General features: G+C 66.8%; 27 protein-coding genes. 5 read left to right on the top strand and 22 right to left on the bottom strand.

Annotated features, from left to right (window positions below):
- The 5 genes from C5F44_RS02325 to C5F44_RS02345 are packed head-to-tail and all read left to right on the top strand — an operon-like array spanning window position 1 to window position 3449.
- The gene (locus C5F44_RS02325; RefSeq protein WP_107671904.1) at window positions 1-789 is read left to right on the top strand and encodes a DUF4198 domain-containing protein; all 789 of its coding nucleotides are present in this window, start codon (window positions 1-3) and stop codon (window positions 787-789) included.
- A gap of 3 nt (window positions 790-792) precedes the next feature.
- Window positions 793-1407: a cobalt transporter CbiM gene (gene cbiM, locus C5F44_RS02330; protein WP_107671905.1), complete on the top strand. Its 615-nt coding sequence runs from the start codon at window positions 793-795 to the stop codon at window positions 1405-1407.
- Window positions 1404-2009: a cobalt ABC transporter permease gene (locus C5F44_RS02335; RefSeq protein ID WP_107671906.1), complete on the top strand. Its 606-nt coding sequence runs from the start codon at window positions 1404-1406 to the stop codon at window positions 2007-2009. The genes cbiM and C5F44_RS02335 overlap by 4 nt, the downstream gene beginning before the upstream one ends.
- Window positions 2010-2011: 2 nt before the next feature.
- Window positions 2012-2809 (top strand): cobalt ECF transporter T component CbiQ, encoded by a 798-nt coding sequence (gene cbiQ / locus C5F44_RS02340; RefSeq protein WP_412917519.1) that lies wholly within the window; start codon window positions 2012-2014, stop codon window positions 2807-2809.
- The gene (locus C5F44_RS02345; RefSeq protein ID WP_107671907.1) at window positions 2793-3449 is read left to right on the top strand and encodes an energy-coupling factor ABC transporter ATP-binding protein; all 657 of its coding nucleotides are present in this window, start codon (window positions 2793-2795) and stop codon (window positions 3447-3449) included. The genes cbiQ and C5F44_RS02345 overlap by 17 nt, the downstream gene beginning before the upstream one ends.
- Before the next feature lie 99 nt (window positions 3450-3548).
- Here C5F44_RS02345 and C5F44_RS02350 read toward each other — a convergent pair whose 3' ends face one another.
- The 22 genes from C5F44_RS02350 to C5F44_RS02455 form a co-directional block, all read right to left on the bottom strand.
- The gene (locus C5F44_RS02350; protein ID WP_219908654.1) at window positions 3549-4355 is read right to left on the bottom strand and encodes a DNA adenine methylase; all 807 of its coding nucleotides are present in this window, start codon (window positions 4353-4355) and stop codon (window positions 3549-3551) included.
- A gap of 2 nt (window positions 4356-4357) precedes the next feature.
- Window positions 4358-4564, bottom strand: a complete 207-nt coding sequence (locus C5F44_RS18305) for a Com family DNA-binding transcriptional regulator (protein ID WP_107671909.1) — start codon at window positions 4562-4564, stop codon at window positions 4358-4360.
- Window positions 4565-4700: 136 nt separating this feature from the next.
- The gene (locus C5F44_RS02360; RefSeq protein ID WP_107671910.1) at window positions 4701-5420 is read right to left on the bottom strand and encodes a hypothetical protein; all 720 of its coding nucleotides are present in this window, start codon (window positions 5418-5420) and stop codon (window positions 4701-4703) included.
- Window positions 5421-5430: 10 nt separating this feature from the next.
- Window positions 5431-7521 carry a hypothetical protein gene (locus tag C5F44_RS02365; protein WP_107671911.1) on the bottom strand — a complete coding sequence of 697 codons (2091 nt, stop codon included), beginning with the start codon at window positions 7519-7521 and terminating at the stop codon, window positions 5431-5433.
- A complete protein-coding gene (locus tag C5F44_RS02370) occupies window positions 7514-7912 on the bottom strand; it encodes a hypothetical protein (protein WP_107671912.1) in 399 nt (132 codons plus the stop codon). Before C5F44_RS02370 ends, C5F44_RS02365 begins: the two co-directional genes overlap by 8 nt.
- Entirely contained in the window at window positions 7909-8889 is a 981-nt protein-coding gene (locus C5F44_RS02375; protein ID WP_107671913.1) for a phage late control D family protein, read from the bottom strand. The genes C5F44_RS02370 and C5F44_RS02375 overlap by 4 nt, the downstream gene beginning before the upstream one ends.
- Window positions 8886-9098, bottom strand: coding sequence for a tail protein X (locus C5F44_RS02380; protein ID WP_107671914.1), 213 nt, complete (start codon window positions 9096-9098; stop codon window positions 8886-8888). Before C5F44_RS02380 ends, C5F44_RS02375 begins: the two co-directional genes overlap by 4 nt.
- A complete protein-coding gene (locus C5F44_RS02385) occupies window positions 9095-9517 on the bottom strand; it encodes a phage tail protein (RefSeq protein ID WP_235822484.1) in 423 nt (140 codons plus the stop codon). Before C5F44_RS02385 ends, C5F44_RS02380 begins: the two co-directional genes overlap by 4 nt.
- Complete coding sequence (locus tag C5F44_RS02390; RefSeq protein ID WP_107671916.1) at window positions 9498-11618, bottom strand: tape measure protein; 2121 nt, start codon at window positions 11616-11618, stop codon at window positions 9498-9500. Before C5F44_RS02390 ends, C5F44_RS02385 begins: the two co-directional genes overlap by 20 nt.
- Window positions 11611-11736, bottom strand: coding sequence for a GpE family phage tail protein (locus C5F44_RS02395; protein WP_107671917.1), 126 nt, complete (start codon window positions 11734-11736; stop codon window positions 11611-11613). Before C5F44_RS02395 ends, C5F44_RS02390 begins: the two co-directional genes overlap by 8 nt.
- Before the next feature lie 26 nt (window positions 11737-11762).
- Entirely contained in the window at window positions 11763-12047 is a 285-nt protein-coding gene (locus C5F44_RS02400; RefSeq protein WP_107671918.1) for a phage tail assembly protein, read from the bottom strand.
- An 11-nt stretch (window positions 12048-12058) separates the two neighbouring features.
- Window positions 12059-12556 carry a phage major tail tube protein gene (locus C5F44_RS02405; protein ID WP_107671919.1) on the bottom strand — a complete coding sequence of 166 codons (498 nt, stop codon included), beginning with the start codon at window positions 12554-12556 and terminating at the stop codon, window positions 12059-12061.
- A gap of 10 nt (window positions 12557-12566) precedes the next feature.
- On the bottom strand, window positions 12567-13751 hold the full coding sequence (locus C5F44_RS02410; protein WP_107671920.1) for a phage tail sheath subtilisin-like domain-containing protein: 1185 nt from the start codon (window positions 13749-13751) through the stop codon (window positions 12567-12569).
- Window positions 13752-13895: 144 nt separating this feature from the next.
- Window positions 13896-14342 carry a hypothetical protein gene (locus tag C5F44_RS02415; RefSeq protein ID WP_107671921.1) on the bottom strand — a complete coding sequence of 149 codons (447 nt, stop codon included), beginning with the start codon at window positions 14340-14342 and terminating at the stop codon, window positions 13896-13898.
- A gap of 12 nt (window positions 14343-14354) precedes the next feature.
- Window positions 14355-15059 carry a gp53-like domain-containing protein gene (locus C5F44_RS02420; protein ID WP_107671922.1) on the bottom strand — a complete coding sequence of 235 codons (705 nt, stop codon included), beginning with the start codon at window positions 15057-15059 and terminating at the stop codon, window positions 14355-14357.
- Window positions 15059-15619, bottom strand: coding sequence for a phage tail protein I (locus C5F44_RS02425; protein WP_107671923.1), 561 nt, complete (start codon window positions 15617-15619; stop codon window positions 15059-15061). Before C5F44_RS02425 ends, C5F44_RS02420 begins: the two co-directional genes overlap by 1 nt.
- Window positions 15616-16509 (bottom strand): baseplate assembly protein, encoded by an 894-nt coding sequence (locus tag C5F44_RS02430; RefSeq protein ID WP_107671924.1) that lies wholly within the window; start codon window positions 16507-16509, stop codon window positions 15616-15618. The genes C5F44_RS02425 and C5F44_RS02430 overlap by 4 nt, the downstream gene beginning before the upstream one ends.
- Window positions 16506-16832: a GPW/gp25 family protein gene (locus C5F44_RS02435; protein ID WP_107671925.1), complete on the bottom strand. Its 327-nt coding sequence runs from the start codon at window positions 16830-16832 to the stop codon at window positions 16506-16508. Before C5F44_RS02435 ends, C5F44_RS02430 begins: the two co-directional genes overlap by 4 nt.
- Entirely contained in the window at window positions 16829-17017 is a 189-nt protein-coding gene (locus C5F44_RS02440) for a hypothetical protein (RefSeq protein WP_107671926.1), read from the bottom strand. The genes C5F44_RS02435 and C5F44_RS02440 overlap by 4 nt, the downstream gene beginning before the upstream one ends.
- A complete protein-coding gene (locus tag C5F44_RS02445; RefSeq protein WP_107671927.1) occupies window positions 17014-17469 on the bottom strand; it encodes a phage baseplate assembly protein V in 456 nt (151 codons plus the stop codon). The genes C5F44_RS02440 and C5F44_RS02445 overlap by 4 nt, the downstream gene beginning before the upstream one ends.
- Entirely contained in the window at window positions 17466-18020 is a 555-nt protein-coding gene (locus C5F44_RS02450) for a hypothetical protein (protein ID WP_107671928.1), read from the bottom strand. The genes C5F44_RS02445 and C5F44_RS02450 overlap by 4 nt, the downstream gene beginning before the upstream one ends.
- Window positions 18017-18448 carry a phage virion morphogenesis protein gene (locus C5F44_RS02455; RefSeq protein ID WP_107671929.1) on the bottom strand — a complete coding sequence of 144 codons (432 nt, stop codon included), beginning with the start codon at window positions 18446-18448 and terminating at the stop codon, window positions 18017-18019. The genes C5F44_RS02450 and C5F44_RS02455 overlap by 4 nt, the downstream gene beginning before the upstream one ends.
- Window positions 18449-18450 lie beyond the last annotated feature (2 nt).

The raw sequence follows: 18450 nt of genomic DNA on the forward strand, positions 1-18450 counted from the left end.
ATGACCCTTCGCTCTGCCGCGCTGATCGCCGCGGCCTGCCTGCTGCCCTTGCCCGCCGCAGCGCATTTCCAACTGATCCATGTTGAAAACCCCATCATCGAAGGCCCCGGCGATGTGCCGTTGCGGCTGATCTTCTGGCACCCTTTCGAGAACGGCCATGTGATGGACATGGGCCAACCGCTGGCCTTCTACAGCGTGAACAAGGGCAAGAAGACCGACCTGATGGATCGGCTGAAGCCGATCACCTTTACCGGCGGCGAAAATGCGGCGGCGGCCTATGAGGCCAGCGTGCCGGTGACCAGGGCCGGCGATTATGTGCTGGTGGTTGAACCCGCCCCCTATCTGGAACCCAGCGAGGATGTCTTCATCCAGCAACTGACCAAGGTCTATCTGAACCATGCCGAACTGCCGACCGACTGGATGGAGCCGCAGGGTCTGGCGACCGAGATCCTGCCGCTGAATAAGCCCTACAACATCATTGCAGGCTCAACCTTCAGCGGGCAGGTGCTGGCCGAAGGCAAGCCGGTGCCCGGTGTCGAGATCGAGGTCGAGTTCATGGCCGCAGAGCCGGACCTTGCCACCAATACGGCGAAATCGGCCGTTGCCGGGCCAATGCCGGGCGGGTCGGTCGTGGTGGTGTCCGATGCCGACGGAACCTTCACCTTTGGCGTTCCCAAGGCCGGCTGGTGGGGCTTTGCGGCGCTGGGGTCCGGCCCGGCCAAGGAACATGAAGGCAAGGAACTGAGTCAGGACGCCGTGATCTGGGTGCGCGCCTGGGATCTGGAGTAAGCCATGCACATCGTTGATGGCGCGCTGTCCAACCCCGTGGTGATCGGGGGCGCCGTGATCGCGGCCGGGGGCATTGCACTTGGCCTGCGGGCGCTGACGGTTGAAAAGATACCCACCGCCGGCGTGTTGTCGGCGGCGTTCTTCGTGGCCTCGCTGGTGCATGTTCCGATCGGCCCTTCATCGGTGCACCTCATCCTGAACGGTCTGGCCGGGGTAATCCTGGGCTGGGCCGCGTTTCCGGCGCTGTTCGTGGGCCTGCTGTTGCAGGCGGTGTTCTTCGGCTTTGGCGGGGTCACGGTGCTGGGGGTCAACACCGTGAACATCGCCCTGCCGGCGGTGCTGGTCGGAATGATCTGCGGCCCGTTCATCCGCCGCGGAACCGCCCTGACCGCCACGGTCTGGGCCGGTATCGGCGGCGCACTGGCGATTGCGCTGACAACGCTGTTCGTCGCGCTTTCGCTGATGCTGAGCGGCGAACAGTTCCTGCCCGCTGCCAAGCTGGTGTTCTTTGCCCATATCCCGGTGATGGCCATCGAAGGCGTGCTGACGGCTGCCGCGGTATCGCTGGCCCGCAAGGTGAAACCCGAACTCTTCCATGCTCTTGAGGTGGCACGATGAAACAGGCCGGATATCTTGCAACGGTGGCCCTTTGCCTGATGCTGGCGCCGTGGCCCGCCCTGGCGCACAAGGTGATTGCCTCGGTCTATCCTGCAGGCCGTGCGATCGAGGGCGAAATCGGGTTTTCCAACGGCGACATGGCCGCGAACAGCAAGGTCACCGTAACCGACCCGGCCGGCCGCCCCTTGGGCGAAACCACGACGGACGAGGGCGGTGTTTTCCTGTTCACCCCGACCGAACCCGTGGACCATGTGTTCCGCGCCGATCTGGGGGCAGGCCATGTGGCCGAGGTGACCATGAGCGCAGCCGATGTGGGCGGCATCCTGGGCAAAGCCACCCCAGCGGCAGCCACCGCCGCCCCGGACGCCGTCCCTGCCCCGGCCGCCGCTTCCCCCGGTGGGGCCACCGCCAGCGGACCCGCGCTGGATGAAGCCGCCATGGCCCGGATCGTGCGCGACGAGATGCGCCCCCTGCGACAGGAGATCGTCGCCTACAAGGAGAAGAACGATCTGCAATCCATCCTGGGCGGCATCGGTTACATCGCCGGGCTGTTCGGGATCGGCTTCTATGTCGCGGCGCGCCGCCGCCCCCTGGCGCGCTGATCGTGGCACATCTGCTTGGCCTTGGCGAAACGGGCGCGGTGGGGCTATCGCCCCGCCCTTCGCCGCTTGTCCGGCGGCTGGACCCGCGCGGACGTATTCTGGCGGCGCTGGCCTTCGCGGTGGTGGTGACGGGGCTATCCAGCCTGACAGCACTGGTGGCGGCGCTGGCGGCGGCACTGGCCCTGCTGGCGGTATCCGGCCTGCCTGTGGCAACCACCCTGAAACGCATGATGCTGATGGACGGGTTCATTGTCTTCATGCTCGTGCTGCTGCCGTTCTCGACGCCGGGCACGGCGCTTCTGGTCGTGCCCGGCGGCTTTGTCGCCAGTGCGGAAGGGCTGCGGCTGGCGGTCGAAATTGCGCTGACCGCCAATGCGGTGATCCTGGCGCTGATGGTGCTGGTTGGCACGATGGAGCCGGTGGTGCTGGGACATGCGCTGGCGCGGCTGCGGGTGCCGGAACGGCTGGTGCATCTGCTGCTGTTCACGGTGCGCTACATCGAAGTGTTGCGCGACGAATACAGCCGGTCGCGGCAGGCCATGCAGGCGCGCGCTTTCCGCCCCGGCAGCAACCGGCATTGCTGGCGCAGCCTTGGCCAACTGGTCGGAATGATGCTGGTGCGCGCGCTGGAACGGTCTGAGCGTATTCTGCAGGCGATGAAGTGCCGCGGCTTCACCGGGCGGTTGCCGCTGCTGTCGGACCTGCGGTTCGGCCGGATCGACGGGTTGGCGGCGGTGCTGTTTCTTGCCGGGCTTCTGGGGCTGGTTCTGCTGGAGATGTGCCTTGCCGACCTTGCTTGAACTGGAGGAGATCCACTTCGCCTATCCGGGCCAGACACCCGTGCTGCGCGGCGCCAGCCTGTCCGTGGCGGCAGGAGAGCGGGTTGCCCTGGTCGGGCCGAACGGGTCGGGGAAATCCACGCTGCTGCGCATCGCGCTGGGGCTGGTTCTGCCCCTGCGGGGCCGGGTGCGGGCCTTCGGACAGGAGCGCAGGCACGAGGCCGCGTTTCATGACGTGCGGCGGCGGATCGGGCTGGTGTTCCAGGACCCCGATGATCAGTTGTTCTGCCCGACGGTGGCCGAGGACATCGCCTTTGGCCCGCTGAACCTGGGGCGATCCCGGGCCGAGGCCTTGCGTCTGGTGGACGAAGTCCTTGACCGGCTGGCGCTGCGACACCTGCGGGACAGGGTGACACATCACCTGTCAGGCGGGGAAAAGCGGCTGATCACACTGGCCTCGGTGCTGGTGATGGACCCCGAGGTGCTGCTGCTGGACGAGCCGACCAATGCGCTGGATCCGGAAAACGAGGCACGGCTTCTGGAAATCCTGCTGGCCCTGCCCCAGGCCATTGTGCTGGTCAGCCACGATGCCGCGTTCCGCGCGCAAGTGACCTCTCGCGAGGTGCGGCTGGAAAAGGGCATTGTGGTCAACCCATCCTAACCGCCGCGGCTGTAGCGCGACACGAATTTTTGCAGGGTGAGACAGAAAGATTTGCAGCAGTGCACTTGCAGGGTGATGTGGATGTCGCTGCCGGACTGATCACCCCGCATCAGATATGAGCAGTTCGGGGCGACCCGGCTGACCGCCCTTTGTTCCGATAGAATAGGTCGTCGTCGCCTCCTCGATGCGCGCCCAACCGAACAGGTTGCGGATCTCTGGCACGTCGTTGATCGACAGGATGAAGCGGCCTTTAAGGCCCCTTAAAGCCCCCTCCAGACGCTCGAAATCGCCCCTGCTGAACAGGTGCTTGCCGTAGTCGCCCTCGCTGCCCCAATAGGGCGGGTCGAGGTAGAAGAGCGTGCCGGGGCTGTCGTAACGGCGGATGAACACCTCGAAATCCATACACTCGATCACCACGCCAGACAGGCGGCTGTGGAGGTCTTCGAGCATCGGCTCCAGCGTGGTCAGGTTGAACCGCGCCGGGCGGCCGGTCTGCACCCCGAAGTTGCGACCACTGACCTTGCCGCCGAACGCGGTGCGCTGGAGGTAGAGGAACCGCGCTGCGCGTTCCAGATCGGTCAGGGTTTCGGGGTTGGTGTCGACCAGGCGGTTGAATTCGACCCGCGTCGTCAACTGGAATCGCAGCACATCGAGGAACTGCGGATAGTGGCGCTGCAGGATGCGGAACAGCGTGGCCACGTCGCGGCCGGCGTCGTTGATCACCTCGGCCCGGGGGCGCGAGGAGCGGCGCAGGAAGATGCCGCCCATCCCGACGAAGGGTTCGGCATAGGTGGTGTGATCGCGGTCCGCGTCGATCAGCGCGCAGATGCGTTTGGCAAGGTTGCGCTTGCCGCCGATCCAGGGGGCAATCGGTTGCACAGGGGCAACTTCGGAATGGTGGGTCATGGTCATTCTCCTGGGGCCTTGCCCCGGTGATCTGTTGGGCGCTGGTCGCGCTCGATCGCGGGGGCTCTGTGCGGCCTCAGGATGTTCACCGCCTTGCAGCGGGGGCATTTGATACGGATGGCTGCGGCCACCGCATCAGGCTCTGCCACGAATAGCAGGCGGTGACAGGCGCAGCAACGGACGGCTGCGGTTTCAGGACTCGACATCATGGGCAGAATCGCTCGACTGTGCCGCGCCCTCGCGAGGGTGGAGCGGCCATGAGCTATGGTTTGGTCGGCGGGGGCTTTCTGACGGCTTCCCCGTGTCAGAGGGGGCGGCAACCCCCTCTGGCCTCCCTTTGAGGCCTCAGGCCACCCAGGCCAGCAGCGTCGCCAGCTCGGCTGATGAAACAGCGCGGTTCCAGATCCCGAAATTTCCAACCGACCCCGGCAGGTCGCCGGGCTGGGCGGCCTGGGCGGCCCCGAGTGCAAGCGTTGCCAACGTGAACGCGCCGGTGAGCACGACGGTGGTCGAGCTGCCGGTGCTGAGGTGCAGCGTGGCCGAGGTGCCGTTGACAACCAGCACCACGCCGCAACGGCCCGAGAAATCGGCGGGCAGAGGCGTGTCGATGTTTTGCGTCAGGTTCTGGTGGCGCCAGTATTTCGCGCCGTTTGTATACCTGTAGGCCAGCCGGCAGATCGGAACGGCGGCGCCCAGGGTGAAGTGGTTGTCGACCGTCACCCCTGCGGCGTCGATCGTCACGTTGAGCGCGATGGTGAGCGCGGCGGTGGCGCCGATCTGCGTTCCCTGCAGTTCGAGGCAGGCGCCCGGCGTCCCGGCCCCATTGCCCATCCGCACGCGGCCTGCATCCAGCACCGGCTGACGCGCCGCAGTGGCCTGCGCCAGCACCCGCCCGGCCTTCCGGCCTGTCCAGGCAGCGATCTTGCCCGCGGCCAGCGTGATCGAGGCCTCGGTCGGCGCCCAGATGTCCAGCGCGTCGGGGATCTGGTCGACCAGCGTATCGATGGGAACAACGGCCCCGAAGGTGCGAGACGGCGGTGCCACGAAGCCGAATTTCAAGCGCATTTAACCCCCCTTAAAAGGCAATCCTGAAGTTGGTGGCCCAGCGATACAGCATGGTTCCGGGCAGCAATTTCGACGGCCACACGTCCGACGTCCGCAGCAGCCCGCGATGGGCAGACCACTTGTTGCCGGCAAATCCGGTGCAGTCCTGACGTTGCAGCGCATAGCGCACGGCTGTCGGCGGGGCACTGCAGGTGAGGGCCACCGTCCGCCCCCGGATCGCCAGATCGGTGATCGTCGCCCCCTCGACCTCATAGCCCAGCCACCCATCAATGCCCTGGCCGCCGTAGCGGGCGGGGTCATGCGCGGCCAGATATTCGCCAGGGCGCAGGCTGTCATAGTCGAGGATGAGGGTCGATCCGATCAGGCTGGGTTTTGGCCGGCGGATCGTCCAGGGCCGGCCGGCCTCGGTTTCGACCGCCGCTCTCGCCTGAACCTCGGCTGACTGCACTGTCCAGACCGCATCCGGGTGCACGTTGTTGTCCGCGATCTGATAGGCGTATTCCGGCGTCGTCAGCACGCCCCCGCCCATTTCACAGAACTGCAACTGCTCGTCGCAGACATGCCAGTCTTCGCCGGGCTGACTGGTGTTCGCATCGCCACCCGACTGACTGACCAGAAGCGTCGCCGGGCCGAGCGCGCCGATGCTGGCCAGCAGCGCCCGCATGTCTGCGGTGTATTGCCAGAGTTGCGTCAGATAGGCGCCGGCTGGGTACGACTTGGCCGAGGTGCCGTGCACCCATTGATGCCAGGGGACATAGAGCGATTTGCCCTGAGCTGCGGCCACCGCGACCATCTGCTGGTAGAAGTACCGAAGGTTGTTCCAAACCGTCAGCGACCCTGTGCCGGTGGTCGTATCGTCGTCGATATCTTCAATCGGGATGCCGGCGATGCCGTGTGCCTGCGTCACGACGGGCACCAGCGGCAGCCCGGCCTCCATCCGATAGAGGGAGATCGCCGCTGCCAGCGGCCAGGCGGCCGTGACAGTGGTGCCGACGGCCGCCGTCGTCAGGCCGGTTGCGGGCACGGCCTCGTTGTAGCCCGGCGATCCGGGGCCGGCGACCGTATCCACCGGCACGCCGTCCCCCCTGACCATGCCCGCAAGCATCAATGTGGTCCCGGGCATCGCCCGGGCCAGCAGCGCGGGCGCCGTCAGACCGCTGCCGGCGAAATCTCCGCCCACCAGCAGAGACTGGCCATTGCCGGTGATCGCGTGCAGCGCCGTGGTCGACACGCTGCTGCGCATCTTGGCTGCGCCACGGTCCCAGAACGCGCGGGACATGTGCGCATCGAGGCCGCTGTCAGATTCGCTGGCTTCGGTGCGCCACACGATCAGCGCCTGCCCCGCGGCATCGGTGACCACCTCGTAGAGGCCGGCCCCATGAACCGTCTGGATCGGGGTCTCGAGAACGCTGTCGACGATAGGGCCGATTTCCGGGGCCGCCCGGTCCCACCAGTCGCGGGACATGTACATGTCCACGCCGGCGTCGGCCGCGACCGCTGCGTCGCGCCACACCACCAGCGCGCGGCCGTCGTCGTCAAACAGCAAGGAGGTGGTGGCGCCGCTGTCGGCCGTCGGGGCTTCAAAACCCACATAATCGACGAATGCGGGGCGGGCGTTCAAAGATTCCAGCCATTCGGCTTCGGTCCCGACAAAACCCGCATCCAGCGCAACCCTGTAGGCACTCCGCCCGGGGGGGCCAACCAAGGACTCCTGCCATTCGGCCTCGGTCCCGGGAAAGCCCGCATCCAAGGCGATCTCGTAAGCACTGCGCCCGGCCGGGCCGATCAGGGATGACAGCCATTCGGCCTCGGTCCCGGCAAAGCCTGTATCCAGCGCGACTTGATAAGCGCTGCGCCCGGTCGGACCGATCAGGGACGACAGCCATTCGGCCTCGGTTCCGGCAAAGCCCGCGTCCTGCGCAACCCTGTAGGCACTCCGCCCGACCGGGCCTATCAGGGACGACAGCCATTCGGCTTCGGTCCCGGCAAAGCCCGCGTCCTGCGCAACCCCGTAAGCGCTGCGCCCCCGTGGGCCGACCAGGCCGGTGATGACCTCGACCACCGTTCCGCTTTCCGTCATCACCTCGACGATATCAGTCATCGTTCCCCCCGGGCAGCACCTTCAGGCGGCCCTGCATGATGGTCCGCTGCGACGGCGGATCAGTGCGGCGCACCTCGACTTCGTAGGACAGGATCACCTCGGGTCCGGTCGCCTCGCCCCACAGCGCGCGCGTGTCGGCCGCGCTGAACGGGATCAGGATTCGACCCTCGGCCGGGGTCAGGCTGATCTCGCCGGCACCCGACGATTTGCGCAGGACGGATGGCTTGCGCAGCACCAGCCGGGCCGTGAACACCACATCGGCGCCGGTCAGGTCGACCGGCTGGACCGCGCCGTCGGCCGAACGCGCCTTGTGCGTCAGAACCAGCCCCACTTCGTTCTTCGTCGTCCCGCTGTTGCCCGCGCGGACCGCGAAGTCATAGGTGACGCTCATGCCGCCTCTCCCTTCTTGCCGCTGAAAGATGTGATCAGGCCGCCGCCCGTCAGTTCGTGCGACACGGTTTCCAGATGCCAGTCGCCATCCAGCTCTGACGGGATCAGGCCTGCCACCGTGGCGGTCGCCCCGGCCAGCAGGCCCGGTTCGAAACCCGACAGCGTGGCGTTGATCGTCATGGCCGCCCGCGCTGCCCCCGAAACCGCCGCCTCGGCCGCACGTTCGGCCTCGGCCTTGGTTGCAAAGGCGTGGCGCAACTTCTTCAGCGGGGTGCCGCTGCCAACCTTGACCTTGTGGGTGGTGCCGGTGCCGGTTTCGGTCCACTCGGCCTCGGCCGCCTTGTAGACGGCGCGCCCGTCATAGGACCAATCCCAGGACGAGAAGCGCCAGCGCGGCAGGACAGGCGGTGTCAGCGTGTCGCCGGCGGCCGTCTTGCCCTCGCCCCGGCGCTGGACGATCAGCGCCCCGCCGGTCGGCTTGCAGGTCGCATCCAGCGTGGCGGCGATCCGGGTCAGGAAATGCAGGTTCGATTCCGCCGACTGTGCGAGATAGGCCCAGACCTTGCCGGCCACGCTTTCCCCGACCACAGGTTTCAGCCCGGCCTCACCGGCGATGGTCGAGACGATGTCCTTGAGCGACTTCCGTTCCCAGGCGCGGGTGCGGGGCGCGCGGATGTCACCCTTCAGGTCGGCGGCGGTGGCCGTGATCCGCATCGACAGGACCGGCCCGCCGCCGGAAATCCCGTCCACCGCGAACACGCCCAGGAAGGCCAGCGGTTCGCCGGCATAGCCCAGCGAGACCTCGATCTTCGCCTCCTTGTCCGGCATCGCCAGCTGGCCGTCGCGGTTGTCCAGCTCCAGCTCCAGCCGGTCGGCCTTGGTGCCGTCCTCATCCGTGACGATCAAGCTCAGCAGGCGGTCGGCCACGGCGCCGGTGGCATCCTCGCCCGCGACCATGAGGCGGAACGCGGGCTTCATGTGCGGCCCCACAGCCGGATCTGGCCGGTTGCCACCGGCTCTGACACGACCGGCAGCGTGATCAGCACGCCGGCGGGATAGACGGCGCCCAGATCGGCCAGGTGCGGGTTGACGGCCAGCACGGCCGGGGCATGGGTTTCGGATCCGAGCCTTGCCTTGCAGATCGCATCCAGCATGTCGCCGGCAATGGTGCGGTAGACCGTCGTCATGCGCGGTCGCTCCCATAGGCCATGAGCGACAGGCTGAACTCGATCTTGCGCGGCGCACCGTCCGCCATGAACAGCGTCTTGGTCTCTTCCACGCCGGTGATGACCCAGCGTTCCCAGACCCAGCCCAGCCCGTCGACCAGGATCAGCGGTTGCCCGGCCGAGGCGACCAGGCGCATCAGTTCGATCTGGCGCAAGCCGCCCTTGAAATGGGGATAAATGACCCCTTCAAGGGTGATCTCGCCGGCATCGGGTCCAAGATATTGCAGCGCCGGGGCGCGGCCGAGGCGATCCTGCTTTTCCCAACGCCAGGAGGCCGAGCGGGTGAAGGTCTGATAGTTCGCGCGGTTCACGCCGAAGCGGAAGGCGCCCAGCGCCATCATGATCGTGCTGAGGCCAAGGTTAATCAAAGTCGCCCCCATCGTGCAGGGCAAAACCCTTCTGGCGGGTCAGCTCCTCAAGCTCGCGCCGGAGCGCGCGGGCAATCGAACCGGCCGACTGGCCCGGTGCCGCGTTGATGGTGATGCCGCCGATGTGCAACCCGCCCGACCGCCGTCCGCTGCCCGCGCCGGCCGACAGGCTGCGCAACTGGCGGTTCGAGATGACATTGCCATCGGTGCGGGGCGAGAACAGTTCGCGGCCCTGTTCCTGCCACTCATAGATCATGCCCGCGCGCACAGGGCCGCCCAGTGCACGCCCGGGCGGAGTGGCCATGCCTTCCAGAACCTTGCCATAGGCCTCGGGCTCACCGGGTCGGGCCGGCACGCCGCCGCCTGTGCCGGGCACGCCGACATTGGGCGTCACCCCCAGATTGATGGCATCCGACAGGTCGACGCTTCCGAACGCCTCCTTGATCATCGCCGGGATGCTGCGAACCCATTCGATGAACTCGGCAACCTTTGCCTTGGCGCCATCCCAGAGCGACTGGATCATGTCGATCCCGGCCTGAAGCAGGTCGATGTCGAAGGCGGCAGTGATCCTTGCTGTGACATCGGCAAAGGACCAGCCGGTGATATAGGTGAACAGCCCCTCGGCCGCGTCGGCCATCAGGACGAAGGGGTTGAACTCGGACAGGGTCTTCAACACCCCGTTCAGCAGCCCTTCGTCAAAGGCGGCGCGCACCCGGTCGATCTTGCCCCGGAAGTAGGACACGATCCCGTCCCAGTTCTGATAGATCACATAGGCCATGCCGGCGATGGCCGTCAGGGCCAGCATCAGCGGGTTGGCCAGCAGGGCACGGCCTGCCAACAGAATGGCCCGTGCCAGCCACTGGATGGCAGCGCCCACCGCCAGCGCGCCGGTGCGCAGCAGACCGACGGCGCGGGCCAGCCCGCCGCGCAGCAAGAGCGCCAGGCGACCGAAGATGCCGGTCGCCACAATGCCCTGGGCAACCATACCCAACAGGCCGCGGACAACCAGCAGGATGCCCCAGCTCAACTGGGCGAACCCGCCGACAAGGCCCCAGATGATCTTGCCCATGACGAGCGAGACCGCGACCCAGGCCAGATTGTCCCAGCCGCCCAGCAGATCGGCGACTCGCGCGATGATCGGCGTCACCGCATTCCAGGCTGAGACCGCTTGGTGTGCAAAGGCTTGCATGGCCTTAAGACTTTGGAGCAGCGCGCGGGCAACCTGATCCGCCAGTGCCTGCAATCGACCGTCGGCGGCCATCTGATTGATCGTGTCGAGGAGACCGCGAAGCTGTTCCTTCAGGAAGTCGAAGACGCCGCTGTCCATCACCATGACGCGGAAGCGGTACCACTGGTCGCTGAGGTTCGAGACGATACCGTCCCAGGACTTCGAAATCCGCTCGGCCGCACCGGCGTTCCTTTCGCCCAGGGCGTCCATCAACAACTGGATTTCCTTGCGGCCGAGCTTGCCCTTTTCGGCCAGCTTCATCACCTCGGCCGAGCTCTTGCCCATCTTGGCCGCCAGCAGATCCCAGACAGGCACACCGCGTTCCAGCATCTGCATGGCTTCCTCGCCCTGCAGCTTGCCCTTGGTCCAGGCCTGCCCCAGCGCCAACACAAGCCCGTCCATCTGCTCGACCCCGCCGCCCGTCGCGGCCATGGTGTCGACCAGCGCCAGCATTGAGCCATTGGTCGGGTCAAGGCCGAAGGCCTTAAGCCGGGCATAGGCCGCGATGGTTTCGTTGAGTTGCAACGGGGTCTTTGCGGCAAAATCCATGATCCACGCCATGGCTTTGTCGGCGCCCTCGGCCGAGCCTTCCAGGTTGGTCAACTGGATCTTGAACTTCTCCATTTCCGCCGCCGGGCCGATGAAGAGCCCGGTCAGCGCCGCCGCCGTGCCCTGATAGGCGGCCAGCACGGCCGCGCCCCTCAGGGCGGCCCCGGTCACGGTGCCCAGGCCCGCTGCCATCAGATGCGCGCCGCGGTTGCCCCGGGCGGCGTTGCGCATCATGCCCTCGCCGCCGATCCGCTCGATCGCGCGCATCGCCAGGCGCGCGGGCGCGGTGGCCTTGTCGACCAGGCGCAGGATTAGCTGGATGTTCAGGTCAGCCATCGGCATCCTCGCGTCCGGCGCGGGCACGCGCCTTGCCCCACCAGCGGGCCAGTTCGTCCAGGGTCATCGGGTCCATGGCCTGCGGTGGCCAGTGAAAGACGACGGCAATGTCGGCCATCGCCTCTTCGATATCGTCGGGCAGCTCTACTGCAGGGTCGCGCGTTCCTGCCGGATCTGCTCCGCCGTCATGAAAAAACCGACCACCTCGCTGGAGAGCGCCAGCAGATCGGGCAGTTCCAGCGCCTCGACCTCGGACGGCATCAGTGCGGGTTCGGTCACGCGCGGCAGCAGCCGCACCATGGAATTGACGTCCATCTGCAGCACGTCGGTCAGCTTCAGGCCGCGCATGGCGCCGGTGTCGGGTTTGCGAACGGCCACCTCGGCAATCACCGTCTCGCCGCGATGGATGGGTTGGATAAGCCTGGTCATGTCGTGATCCCTCAAAAGCCCATGGCGCGGCGGATTTCGGCAAGCTGGTCGACGCCGCCGATGCGGCGGATCGCATTGACCAGGTCGATCTCGTAGATGACCTCGTTGTCCATCTCGAGCTTGTAGGTCCGCACATCCATGCCGATCTTCAGCGTGGCGGCCGTCCCGGGCTTGAGGTCGGAGGGTTCGGACACCGTGATCAGGCCCGACATCGTGGCGATGATCGTGGTCGCGCTGAAATCGGTGGAACTGCCGGCGGCGGGCCGCAGCACGAAGCGTTCGGTCCGGCCCAGCTTCTTCAGCACGGCCGAGGACCATTCGGTGAAGGTGATTTCGGCCGACAGGGCCTCCATGCCGACATCGACGCCGACCGGGCCGTCCATGCCCGCGCCCCGGTGGCCTTCGGTCTGCACCTTGACCGCCGGCAGCTTTGCCTCGGACGCGAGGCCGAAGTAGCTGATGCCGTCGACGAAGGCGTTGAAGTTCTTGATGATGCGCGGCAGCGCCATGGATGCCTCCTTACTGGCCGGTGGTGACGGCGGTCACCAGCTCTTCGTAGTAGTCGCCGTTGCGCCGGGCCTGCATCGTCAGATGCTCCAGCGGGGCCGGCGGCTCGATGTCGAAGTCGATGAAGAGCTTTCCCGCCTTCAGCGTGGTTTCGGTGTTGGCTTCCGGGTCGATCCAGACCCGGCCGCCCAGCAGCGCGCCGCGCGTCTTGAGCGTGTCGAGATAGGCCTGCACGCTGTCGCGGATGTCGCGCAGCAACTGGGCCGAGAACGGCCGGTCCATCGCCCAGAGCAGCGCCTCTTCGATGCTTTCGTAGATCATGTCCGCGGTGCGGCGCACCGGCAGGAAGGTCCAGAGCGGATCGGTCGAGGTGCTGCGGTTGCCCCAGAGGCGGAACCCGTTCTTGCGGACGATGGTTGCCACCTCTTTTTCGTTCAGCCGGTTTGCCTCGGTATCGGTGTCCGAAATGCCCCAACTGATGGGCCGCGCCGTGCCCGCCACGCCCTGCAGCACCTGGTTCGAGGGGGACCACCAGAAGCCGCGGCTTGCGTCGATGGCCGACAGGGCGCCCGCGACATAGGCCGAGGCCGGGCGGGTGACATAGGTCGAGGTCGTGCTGTCCCAGGCGCGCACGGCCGGATCGACGATGTAAAGCCGGTCCGAGCCATACTTGGCGCGGTCGGTCAGGGCGTCTGCCTCGGTGGTGTTGGGGCCATCGGCAATCGCCACAGCCCGCAGGCGCGTGGCAACCGACCCCAGCGCCTGGGTCACCGGCGATGCCGGATCGGCGGCCGGGGTCGATGTCCAGCCCGGCGCGGCCAGGATGCGCGGGGTCTGACCCAGCAGGTTGGTGGCATTCAGCAGCGCCCAGACGCCGTCGCCGCCCGCCGGCGTACCGGCCACGGCCGTGATCGTCTCGGCCGACGTCGCGCCAGCCGCGACGCGCACGACGATGGCCACGCTCACCCCTTGGGCATAGGCGGCATTGTAGGCGTCCAGCAGCGTGCCCTCGACCCCCAGCTTGGCCGCAAGGCGCGGGCCGGTCACCAGAACCGGAGTATCCAGAGGAAAGGTGTTGATGTCCGCGGCGGGGGCGGTTCCGACCAGGCCGATGATCGAGGACTTGACGGTCTGGATCGGGCGCAGGCCGTCATCGATCTCGACGGTTTCGATCCCGTGAAGGAACTGTTCGGGCATTGAGGGTCTCCAAGCAGGGCTTGGCGGACTGTCTCAGATGCGCGGGAGGGGTTCGCCCTTGAAGGTTTTCGGTGGCTCGGGTGGTGGCACCGAACGGCGTCGGGCCAACAATGCCAGCCCGCGCCAAAGCTGTCAAAGGTGCCGTCAGGCCTTGATCGTGGCAGCCAGGCGGAACAGCTCGTCCACCTGCTCATCGGTCATGCCCAGCGCTGCGGCCATGGCCGCAATAGCCGCGCTCGACCGTTCGAACTGTTGCGCGTCGGCCCAGGCGATTTGCACCAGGGGATCAGCCGCCGCAATCGCCGCGGTGACGGTTGGCAGATGCCCCTTCAGGTGCAGGATGGAGCGGGCCTGCATCCGGCTGACGACGGCAGTCTTGCGCCATGCCGCCAGTTGCTCGGCGGCCGTCGGCACCGGCGGATCGGTCAGCTTCGGGTGGCCGCCAGCCCCGGGGGTGATCTGCTTGCCAGCCGCCTGCCCAGACAGCAGCGCCGAATACTCCGCCTCGCTGATCTCAACCGCGTCCTCGGGCATGGTGCCGCCGTGGATCTCGGCCGCGTAGAAGCCGCGGGTGGTGGGTGAGTAGAACATCGCTTCGCTCCTTTACCAGCCGATGGCCAGCATCTGCCCGACGTTTGATTGTTGGCCGGGGTGATTGTCGACATCGGCGTAAGTGGTGGTCATCCCCGTGACATAGCAGTCCTCGGCATTTGGCGTGAGCGAGCTGACCCAGACACCGAGACAGGCGTTCGGGAACGCGATCGGGAATGTCCATGTCACCCCCATGGAGGCTGGCACTGTGACCCGCCCCCACTGCATGATCAGGCCCGACGGCAACCGCTGATAGCCACTGAAGCCGAAAGATGCCCAGAATTCGGTCCGGGCTGTGAGAATGGACTTTGCCCATCCCGTCGTCACAATGCGGTCGCTGTAATCAGTGTCGTCCGGGCGAGGTGCAGTCGGCGCCCCCGTGAATACGGGGGATTGCAGCGGGGCCTTGCTGTCCTGCAGCACCTTGCCCTGTGCGGCTGTCAGCGCCCGATCGGCGGCTGTGGAGTTCAGCGCGTTGACCAGCCTCACGATGCCTGGCGCCTCGGTCGTCGCGGCGCCGATTGCGGCGACAGCGCTGATCAGTTGATCGACCTTGGTCTTGAGCCATCTCGTGCGGCGGGCCAGATGCAGGTGCGGAATGTTCGACACGCCCGCCATCGTCGCTTCATTCGGCACACCGCCCACGACGGGATCGAGGCGCTCGATCAGGTAGACGCCTTCCGGCCAGTCTACGGTGGTATCGTCCAGATTGGCCATCAGGCAACTCCATGGGAATAGGTGCCATCGTTGAGGATGGCGCCGTCGTAGAGGAACGGCACTTCGCTGAAATCGAGGGCCTTGAGGTGGCAGCGCAGCGGTGCGACTCCGGCAAGGATGCCGCGAACCTTCTGGGCCTGCGTTATGGTGATCGGCCGCTGAAGCACGACCCGGTATTCCGCCCAGTGGTCGGCAACCTCATGGGTCACTTCCCCGTCATGCAAGAGCGTTTCATCATATCGCCTTACCCCGAACTTCTCGAAGAGCTGGGCATCGCCATAGCCGGCGGCGATCAGTGCGCGGCGGATGGCGCCTACCGTGCCCTTGTGACGGTGGACCCAGACCGATTCCGCGATGACAGCGCGCTTGCGTTCTTCCGACCAGGCCGTGTCCCAGGTGTCGACCGACAGCGCCCAGGCCAGCCAGGGCAGATATTGCGCGGGGCACCGCTCGGGCGACCACAGGTCGGCAATCGGAACCGGCAGATCGCACACCGCCTTCAAGGCCGTTTCAAAGGCCCGTTCCGTCGCGGTTGAATTGGGCGGCAGGATCGAGGTCATGGTGCCACCGTGACGCTGATCGCCGTGCAGACAGGGGCGGTGTCCGGGTCGCACAGGATGTCGCCGGCGGGCTGGATCAGCGTGACAAGCTCGACGCCCGGCTGATGAAGCGCCGCATAGATCCCGCTCAGCCGCACGGCCCGGCCCAGCCGGTGCCGCCCGGCCGCATAGGCCGCGACAGCCGATTGTGCGGCTGCGATGACGGTCGAGGCATCCGGGCCATCCAGAACGGTGATCGTCGCCGCGATCTCGTACTCGACCAGTGTCGCGCCCTGCACGATCACCGTGTCGCAAAGCGGGCGGACGTCCTCGTCAGTCAGCGCCGCAGCAACGGTTGAGATCAGTTCGGAAGAGGCCGTCCCGTCGCCGCTGCGCGACAGCACGGTCACCAGGACATCGCCCGGGGCCGGGCTGGCGACCGACACGTCCAGCACATCCCCCGAGGCCGAGAGCGCATGGAACAGATAGGCGCCACGGGGGCCGGCCGTCGAGAAGCCTTCCAGCGCCAGTTGGGCACGCGCCCGCAGATCACTGTCGCTTTCCAGCACTTCTGCGATCGGAGGAACGGCGTCAGGGTCGGCGGCGATGATGACCAGGCGACGGACGCCGAACAGCGCCGCCAGGTGTTCCAGATCGGCCCCCGAGGCTGTCGCCAGCAGCACGGCCCGGACCCCGTCATTCACCCGTGCCCGGTGCAGCAGCCCGAAATACGCAAAGGCCTCGATCAGCTTGACCGCCGGTTCGCTTTCCAGCGCCAGCACCGCCGCCAGCTCGGGCGCTGCGGTCTGCACCGCAGCCTTGATCTGGGCGATCGTCGCTTCGGTATCCAGCGCCTCGATGGCGTCGGGCACCGGCAGTTGCGACAGGTCAATGGCAGCGTAGCCGGTCACAGCGTCACCTCGATCGCAGCTTCCGTGTCAGTCACATCGGCTGTCAGCAGCAGCGACATGCGCCCCGCTGCGGCCGCGGTGATCTCGACCCGGCGCAACCGCAGCCGCGGTTCCCATTTCTCCAGCGCCTCGGCCGTCTCGGCGAAAACGTCGATCGCGGTCTCGCCGTTCATCGGGGCGTCGATCAGGTCCGGCAGGCGCGAGCCATAGTCGCGCCGCAGCACCCGGCTTCCCTTTGGCGTGGAGAGGATGTCATTGATCGACTGCGCAAGATGGGCATCAAAACCGATCAGTCGGGCCGTGGTGCGAGACAGGCCGGTCATGATGCCACCTCGGCTGCCTTCACCGGAGCCTTGCGGCCGGGCCGGGTCTTGGCGGGCACTGGCGCAATCATCGCGGCCGGCTCGTATTTGGCCTCGGCCGGCGTCAGCCAGACGGTATCACCCTTGGCAACGCGGGCGCCGGCCACCCATCCGGCCCGCCGCACCTTATAGGGGGCCTTCGTCATTGGTTCGGCTCCGCGGTATCGGCTGCGCCAGGCGCAACGCCGCCATGGGTGTGGTGGACAAGAGACACGCCGCTGGCGACCACATCGCCAGTGACCTCGATGTCGCCATCGACATAAAGGTTGCCGATCACGCGCAGGGTGCCGCCGCCCAGATCCATGGTCGGGCTGCCGGCATCTGGCGCCACCATGTTGCCGTCGATCGGCAGCGACCCCATCACGAAGGCGCGGGCCATGTCGCCCGATGGTGCCAGTACCGTCACCTGTTCGCCGACGCTCGGCATCCAGTGCATGCGGATCGCACCCGAGCGCATCTGCATCACGGGGATCGAAGCGGTCTGCAGATCGCCGACCTGCACCACCGCGCGGCCGGTGGCGTTATCGATCGACAGGATCTTGCCCAGCGAGACCAGATTACCAACCCGGCGGTCGGCTTCAGCACCGGCAACCGTCATGCTTCACCTCCGATCTGTTCATATTCGCCGCCGCCGTCAGACCGGTTCGCGACATAGAGGCTGAGCCGGATCGGCGATGCCGCCTCAAACGGCTCGACCGAAATCACCTGTTCCCAGGTGACGGCTGTCAGTGCCAGCGCAGCCTTGCCGGACGCGGCCGTAACCAGCGGCTCCTCCGCCACGGCCTCGGCCGGCGCCAGATCATCGGGCCGGCACCAGACGTTGTCGGGGATCAGACGCAGCAGCACCTGGGCGATGTTCGCCGCGGCCCGGTCCCGCATCAGACCCAGTTCATCCTTGCACAGGATGAAGGCCGCCATCTGCAGGCGGTAGCTGTGGTGCGGCCCGGCACCCGTGCGGTCCTGCCGCGCCCGGATGCGGCTGACCAGGACAGCAGGGGCGGCAATGCCCTGCCGCTTCACTTCCTCGATATCCAGCCGGCCGGTCATGCCGCGGCAATCGCGCAGCCCGGGCAGCGCCTTGCGGATCTCGGCCGCCACGATGTCGGGCAGGCCGGCCAGCAGATCGTCCGGGGTTTCGGTCGCGCTCATTGCAACAGATCCTCCAGCCGTCCGGTGACCAGGTCTTCGATGGCGCTGCGGTTGTCGATCGAGAGGCCGAGATAGGGGCGCGCCGGCGTGCGGCCATCGGCTGACCCGAACTGATGCGGGGCCGCATAGACCCGATGGGCGCCGACAATGGCGTTGAGACCGGAACTGATGTTCTGGATGCTGCCCAGAAGATTGCCCTCGCCAACCAGCAGGCTGTGCGCCGGGCCGCGGGTTTGCGCATAGGCGTCTGACCAGGCCGCCCAGGTGCGGCCGTCCGGCCCGGTCTTCTCTTCGTCGATCCGCAGCTTGGTCTGGTCTTCGATCAGCGCGCCGACCTCGTACATGATCTGCGCCAGTTCATCAGATGTCAGCCGGCCCAGCGCCTCCGCGGCAACGGCAACGTCCGCTTCCAGGACAACCCCGACCATCG

Origin of the sequence: Fuscovulum blasticum DSM 2131, assembly GCF_003034965.1 — a bacterium.
GTDB lineage: Bacteria > Pseudomonadota > Alphaproteobacteria > Rhodobacterales > Rhodobacteraceae > Pseudogemmobacter > Pseudogemmobacter blasticus.

What these genes read in the sequence shown, in the direction of transcription:
- C5F44_RS02325 (WP_107671904.1), top strand. Translation starts at nt 1, where the DNA reads ATGACCCTTCGCTCTGCCGCGCTGATCGCCGCGGCCTGCCTGCTGCCC.
- C5F44_RS02455 (WP_107671929.1), bottom strand. Translation starts at nt 18,448, where the DNA reads ATGGTCGGGGTTGTCCTGGAAGCGGACGTTGCCGTTGCCGCGGAGGCG.
- C5F44_RS02360 (WP_107671910.1), bottom strand. Translation starts at nt 5,420, where the DNA reads ATGCGCTTGAAATTCGGCTTCGTGGCACCGCCGTCTCGCACCTTCGGG.
- C5F44_RS02445 (WP_107671927.1), bottom strand. Translation starts at nt 17,469, where the DNA reads ATGACGGTTGCCGGTGCTGAAGCCGACCGCCGGGTTGGTAATCTGGTC.
- cbiM (WP_107671905.1), top strand. Translation starts at nt 793, where the DNA reads ATGCACATCGTTGATGGCGCGCTGTCCAACCCCGTGGTGATCGGGGGC.
- C5F44_RS02450 (WP_107671928.1), bottom strand. Translation starts at nt 18,020, where the DNA reads ATGAGCGCGACCGAAACCCCGGACGATCTGCTGGCCGGCCTGCCCGAC.
- C5F44_RS02370 (WP_107671912.1), bottom strand. Translation starts at nt 7,912, where the DNA reads ATGAGCGTCACCTATGACTTCGCGGTCCGCGCGGGCAACAGCGGGACG.
- C5F44_RS02385 (WP_235822484.1), bottom strand. Translation starts at nt 9,517, where the DNA reads ATGGGGGCGACTTTGATTAACCTTGGCCTCAGCACGATCATGATGGCG.
- C5F44_RS02440 (WP_107671926.1), bottom strand. Translation starts at nt 17,017, where the DNA reads ATGACGAAGGCCCCCTATAAGGTGCGGCGGGCCGGATGGGTGGCCGGC.
- C5F44_RS02350 (WP_219908654.1), bottom strand. Translation starts at nt 4,355, where the DNA reads ATGACCCACCATTCCGAAGTTGCCCCTGTGCAACCGATTGCCCCCTGG.
- C5F44_RS02380 (WP_107671914.1), bottom strand. Translation starts at nt 9,098, where the DNA reads ATGACGACGGTCTACCGCACCATTGCCGGCGACATGCTGGATGCGATC.
- C5F44_RS02390 (WP_107671916.1), bottom strand. Translation starts at nt 11,618, where the DNA reads ATGGCTGACCTGAACATCCAGCTAATCCTGCGCCTGGTCGACAAGGCC.
- C5F44_RS02425 (WP_107671923.1), bottom strand. Translation starts at nt 15,619, where the DNA reads ATGACCTCGATCCTGCCGCCCAATTCAACCGCGACGGAACGGGCCTTT.
- C5F44_RS02395 (WP_107671917.1), bottom strand. Translation starts at nt 11,736, where the DNA reads ATGGCCGACATTGCCGTCGTCTTTCACTGGCCACCGCAGGCCATGGAC.
- C5F44_RS02375 (WP_107671913.1), bottom strand. Translation starts at nt 8,889, where the DNA reads ATGAAGCCCGCGTTCCGCCTCATGGTCGCGGGCGAGGATGCCACCGGC.
- C5F44_RS18305 (WP_107671909.1), bottom strand. Translation starts at nt 4,564, where the DNA reads ATGATGTCGAGTCCTGAAACCGCAGCCGTCCGTTGCTGCGCCTGTCAC.
- C5F44_RS02335 (WP_107671906.1), top strand. Translation starts at nt 1,404, where the DNA reads ATGAAACAGGCCGGATATCTTGCAACGGTGGCCCTTTGCCTGATGCTG.
- C5F44_RS02435 (WP_107671925.1), bottom strand. Translation starts at nt 16,832, where the DNA reads ATGACCGGCCTGTCTCGCACCACGGCCCGACTGATCGGTTTTGATGCC.
- C5F44_RS02410 (WP_107671920.1), bottom strand. Translation starts at nt 13,751, where the DNA reads ATGCCCGAACAGTTCCTTCACGGGATCGAAACCGTCGAGATCGATGAC.
- C5F44_RS02420 (WP_107671922.1), bottom strand. Translation starts at nt 15,059, where the DNA reads ATGGCCAATCTGGACGATACCACCGTAGACTGGCCGGAAGGCGTCTAC.
- C5F44_RS02405 (WP_107671919.1), bottom strand. Translation starts at nt 12,556, where the DNA reads ATGGCGCTGCCGCGCATCATCAAGAACTTCAACGCCTTCGTCGACGGC.
- C5F44_RS02415 (WP_107671921.1), bottom strand. Translation starts at nt 14,342, where the DNA reads ATGTTCTACTCACCCACCACCCGCGGCTTCTACGCGGCCGAGATCCAC.
- C5F44_RS02365 (WP_107671911.1), bottom strand. Translation starts at nt 7,521, where the DNA reads ATGACTGATATCGTCGAGGTGATGACGGAAAGCGGAACGGTGGTCGAG.
- C5F44_RS02400 (WP_107671918.1), bottom strand. Translation starts at nt 12,047, where the DNA reads ATGACCAGGCTTATCCAACCCATCCATCGCGGCGAGACGGTGATTGCC.